Below are 4,455 nucleotides of genomic sequence, written 5' to 3' on the forward strand. Positions count from 1 at the left end.
CCAGCGTCGTTCCGGGGCCTCCAGCGCGTGCCGGACCAGCCAGGCGACCAGGAAGTTGTGCGTGACGATCAGCTCGCGCACGTCGCCCTCGGTGGGTGCGGTCGCGAACCGGGCCACGGCCTCCGCCGTCCGGCGCGGCCCGTCGGCCCGCTCACGCTCGGTGAAACCCGCCAGGAAGTTCGCGTACGCCTCGGGCAGCCCGGCCGGGTCGGTGTCGTGCGGCAGGTGGTCCCCGGCGCGGTCGTCCTCGTGCACCGGGACGCCCGGCAGCGCGGCGCAGACCAGCTTCGCGGTCTCCGCGGTCCGCCGCGCCGGACCGTGGTGAACGGCGGCGAACGGCGTGCCCCGCAGCCGCTCGGCCAGCAGGGTCGCCTGCCGGCGCCCCCGCTCGGAGAGGCCGGTGTCCGCGCCGTCCTCCGGCCGGTCCTGCTCGGCGTGCCGGACGAGGTAGAGCAGTCGGCTGGGCACTCGGGTCACCTCCACGGTCGGGAGAGGCGAGACTAGCCGCCCGCTCCCGGCCGCGAGGTCCCGCCGGTCAGGCGCGGGGGTGCATCTGACCGATGCGGATCCGGTTGCCGAACGGGTCGCGGATCCCGAAGTCGATCCCGTACGGCCGCTCGGTCGGCTCGTCGGTGACGTCCACGCCCTTGGCCACCAGGTCCTCGTACGTCTTGTGCGCGTCATCGGTGGTGAGGCAGAGCCAGCCACTCATCGCGCCCTTGGTCAGCAACTCCCGGACCCGCTCGGCGGTGGCCGGGTCGAGAGCCGGCGGGCCGGGCTTCTCCAGCAGGATCTCGTGCGCCGGGTCGCCCGGCACGTTGACCGTGAGCCACCGCATGAAGCCGAGGTCCTGGTCGGTGTTCACCTCGAGGCCGAGCTTGCCGACGTAGAAGTCGAGCGCCTCGTCCTGGTCGAGGACGTAGATCTGGGAGCGGGAAATCGAGGTCATCGTCATGCCCGAAACGCTAGAGCAACCCGCTGACCTGCTGCTTATCCAAAAGTGACGGGTTCGCCGGCCGCCGCGCTCGGCCGCATCCACGCCTTGGTGAAGCAGCTCGGCACGCCCGCCGCGGGCGCCTTGCGCCGCCGGTAGGCCGACGGCGACTCACCGACGATGTCGCGGAAGGTCCGGCTGAACGTGCCGAGGCTGCCGAAGCCGACCAGGTGGCAGACCTCGGTGACCGGGTGGTCGGTCTGCACCAGCAGGTACATGGCCCGCTCGACACGGCGGCGTTGCAGGTAGCGGTGCGGGGTCTCGCCGAAGGTGGCCCGGAAGGTGCGGATGAGGTGCGCCGCCGAGACGTGTGCGATCCGGGCCAGCGCCGGCACGTCGAGCGGCTCCGCGTACGCCCGGTCCATGGCGTCGCGGGCGCGCAGCATCGCCCGGTTCGACTCCTCGACGGCCCGGCTCATCCGACCGCCAGGTCGAGTTCGCGGAGCTGGTCGGGGTCGGCCACCACCTCGATGGCGATGATCCGGTCGGTGACCGTGAAGCTGAGCGCGAGGCGGGTCCGGCCGTCCACGACGACCACCGCGCCGGGCATCCCGTCCACGAAGGCGGGGACGGCGGCCTGCGCCCGGCCGTTGAAGAAGTCGGCCACCACCGAGGAGCCGCGCGACTCGGCGGTCCCGCCCATCCGCACCGCGGCGGCGTCGGCGCGCAGCACCACGTACGGGTCGAGGAGGGTGACCAGGTCGTCGAAGCGGCCTTCCCGGGACGCGGCGAGGAACGCCTCGACCACCCGGCGCTGACGGGTGGGGTCGGCGACCGGATCGGCCGACCGGGTCTGCACCCGGCGGCGGGCCCGGCTGGCGATCTGCCGCACCGCCGGCGTGGTGCGGTCCACCACCGGCGCGATCTCCTCGAAGGAGACGGCGAACATGTCGTGGAGCACGAACACCAACCGCTCGGTGGGGCCGAGGGTGGTCAGCACCACCTCGAGCGCCTGGCCGACCGACTCGGCGAGCAGCGCCTCCTGCTCCGGGTCCCGCCCGCCGCCGTCGGCCTGCGCGTCGCGGGCGAGCAGGTGCACCGGGACCAGGTCGAGCAGGCGGCGCAGGGCGGGTTCGGTCACGACATCACCCCGATCGTCACCTGGGCGAGGGTGAGCGCCTGGGCGGGGCGCAGCGTGCCGGCGAACCGGCCGGGCAGCGCGGCCAGCAGGTCGGTGGTGGCGCCGCCGGGCGGCGCGGCGAGCCGGGGCAGGGTGCAGGCACGGACGCCGGGCACCGCCCGGACGGTGACCAGGGCCCGGGAGGCCACCACGCCGGTGGCGAAGCCCAGCGCCGGCGGGGTGTACGCGGCGGCCAGCGCGGCCCTGACGGCGGCCTCCACGTCGGCCCGCGGGTACGCCGGGTCGTGCGCGAGGTCGACGTGCAGTCCGAACGGGACGGTCTCGCCGGCCAGCACGGCGAGCCGGGTGCCCGGGTCCCGGGCGGCCACCAGGGCGGCGCGCAGCGCGCCGACCAGCTCCGGCCCGGCCGGGGCGGCCCCGCCACCGGCCGCCGCGCCGAGCGCGGAGACCACGACCACTGGCTCCCGGCCGTCCCACACGTCGTCGGCGCGGGCCAGGGTGGCCCCGGCGAAGCCGGCCGCGAAGTCCTCGTGGTCGGCCACCGAGACCGCGCGGTCCAGGGTGCGGATCCGCAGCGGGGCGTGCGCCCGCGCCGCGTCGAGCTGCTCCGGGTCGGCCCAGTCGCGGGCCGGGGCCGGGTTGCCAGCGGCCCGCACCCCGTAGGGGCGGCGGGGCAGGATGCTGAGCTGGCCGGCCCCGACCGCGCCGGCGCCGCCGACCCCGACCCGGTAGGTGGCCACCACGTTCTCCACGCCGCCGGGCAGCCGGGCGCCGTGCCGGCCGTCGCCGGTGGTGACCGTGGCCAGGCCCTCGTCGTCGAGCCGTTCGGTGTGCACCCGGTCGTGCGGGCCGGCGGCGTCCAGCGCGGGCACCGCGTCCCAGCGCACCCCGTCGACCCGGACCTCCAGGGTGCTGCGCGCGCCGGCGGGGCTGTCGTCGCGGCCGTGGGTGAGCGGGCCGCGCCGGGTGCGCATGCGCTGGAAGGCGACGGTGGGGTCGCCGCTGCCGAGCGGCTGGACGACGGTCTCACCGTGGGTGGCCGGCGCGACGTTGCCGCGCACCCGCAGGCCACGCGGGTCGTACCGGAGGGTGAGGTCGCGGTCCAGGTCGACGGTCATGGTCCGGCCGTCGGCGGCGACCGCACAGGCCAGCACCACCGCGCTCTCGGCCAGCGGTGGCGCCGTGGCCGCCGCGACGAGCGGGTCGGCGGGCGGCCCGCCGGGCGGGAACCCGGTCACCACCACCCGGCGGCCGGCGGCCAGCGGCGGGTCGGTGGCGACCAGGGGGAGCCGCCTCCCGCCGACCGGCTCCACGAGGGGCCGCTCCGCCGCCGGCAGCGGCCGGGACTCGCCACGGACCAGGGTGTCCCGGCGACCGAAGGTGTCCAGGTTCTCGGTGATGTCGACGCGCAGCCGGGTGGTCCGGCCGCTCACCCCGAACCGGGAGCCGCCGGCCGGGTCGGCCGCCTCGACGGCGTACAGCTCGCGGTAGTCGGGGCGTTCGAGCAGCAGCCAGGAGCCGGGCACCATCCGGGGGTGGTCGCCGTCGACCTCCACCACGTCGGCGGGGGCCGGCGTGCCGGGCGGGAACGGGTTGTCGATGTCGTCCCACTCGCCGTTGGTGATGCCGGGCGGCGGCGGGTCGTTCCCGGCGAGCAGGCCGGCCATCGGCGCGTTCCAGCCGAACAGGTTGGTCCGGGCGGCGAAGGCGTGCACCTGCACGCCCTCCTCGGCGGTCAGCGGCGTCGAGCGCCGCCAGCCGATCCGCTCGGCCAACGTCAACCGGGTCCAGCCGGCCAGGCCGGGCGGGCCCTCCTCCACCGCGGTGACGATGCGGAAGTCCCAGCGCTCGTCGTCGCGCCGCCGGTCGGCGGCGCCCCGGCTGTGCGCGGGGGTGCGCCCGTAGCGGCGGCGTTCGGCGCCGACCACGAGCACGCCGTCGCCGGCCCGCACGCCGAGCGCGGTGCCGCGCAGCCAGATCGCGTCGGCGGCGAAGTCGATCTCCTGCGGCCCGGCGGTGGCGCCGGGGATCGCGTTCCACGCCGCGTACGCGCGCAGGTCGGCGCCGGTCTCGAAGGTCTGCGGCAGCTCGCCGGGCCCGGGCACCGACTGCACCGGGGTGCCGGCGGGCACGTCCACCTGCGACGGTGCGCCCGGCGCGTCCTCCACGTCGAAGGCGATGTCCGCGGCGGCGGCGACGCCGGGGCGCGGCTGGTAGCCGATCATGCCGGCGAGGTGGCGCACCGAGGCCAGCTCGGTGGCGGTGCGCAGGTACGCCTCCTGCGCGATCCGCTCGGTGTAGAAGGAGACCACGTCGGTCATCACTGCGGCGGCGTCGAGCAGCGCCAGCACCGGGTCGTCGGCGTCCTGCCCGGCCACCG

The 4,455-nt window shown here is 76.6% G+C and carries 4 protein-coding genes and 1 pseudogene; all 5 read right to left on the reverse strand.

The window, feature by feature from the left end:
• Nucleotides 1-468: histidine phosphatase family protein (locus tag ACW0Q9_RS29285; RefSeq protein WP_456186803.1), on the reverse strand; the 468-nt coding region annotated here is incomplete at its 3' end.
• A 67-nt stretch (nucleotides 469-535) separates the two neighbouring features.
• A complete protein-coding gene (locus ACW0Q9_RS29290) occupies nucleotides 536-955 on the reverse strand; it encodes a VOC family protein (protein ID WP_456186805.1) in 420 nt (139 codons plus the stop codon).
• A gap of 35 nt (nucleotides 956-990) precedes the next feature.
• Nucleotides 991-1,413 (reverse strand): helix-turn-helix domain-containing protein, encoded by a 423-nt coding sequence (locus tag ACW0Q9_RS29295; protein WP_456186807.1) that lies wholly within the window; start codon nucleotides 1,411-1,413, stop codon nucleotides 991-993.
• Nucleotides 1,410-2,075, reverse strand: a complete 666-nt coding sequence (locus ACW0Q9_RS29300; protein WP_456186809.1) for a sigma factor-like helix-turn-helix DNA-binding protein — start codon at nucleotides 2,073-2,075, stop codon at nucleotides 1,410-1,412. Before ACW0Q9_RS29300 ends, ACW0Q9_RS29295 begins: the two co-directional genes overlap by 4 nt.
• Nucleotides 2,072-4,455 (reverse strand): annotated as a pseudogene (locus tag ACW0Q9_RS29305) (hypothetical protein); the annotation flags it as partial. The gene ACW0Q9_RS29300 and the pseudogene ACW0Q9_RS29305, both read right to left, overlap by 4 nt.

The sequence above is a fragment of the Micromonospora sp. I033 genome, from assembly GCF_053890995.1.

Bases quoted from the DNA above. Each gene is read 5' to 3' on its own strand.
- ACW0Q9_RS29295 (WP_456186807.1), bottom strand. From the start codon at position 1,413: ATGAGCCGGGCCGTCGAGGAGTCGAACCGGGCGATGCTGCGCGCCCGC.
- ACW0Q9_RS29290 (WP_456186805.1), bottom strand. From the start codon at position 955: ATGACGATGACCTCGATTTCCCGCTCCCAGATCTACGTCCTCGACCAG.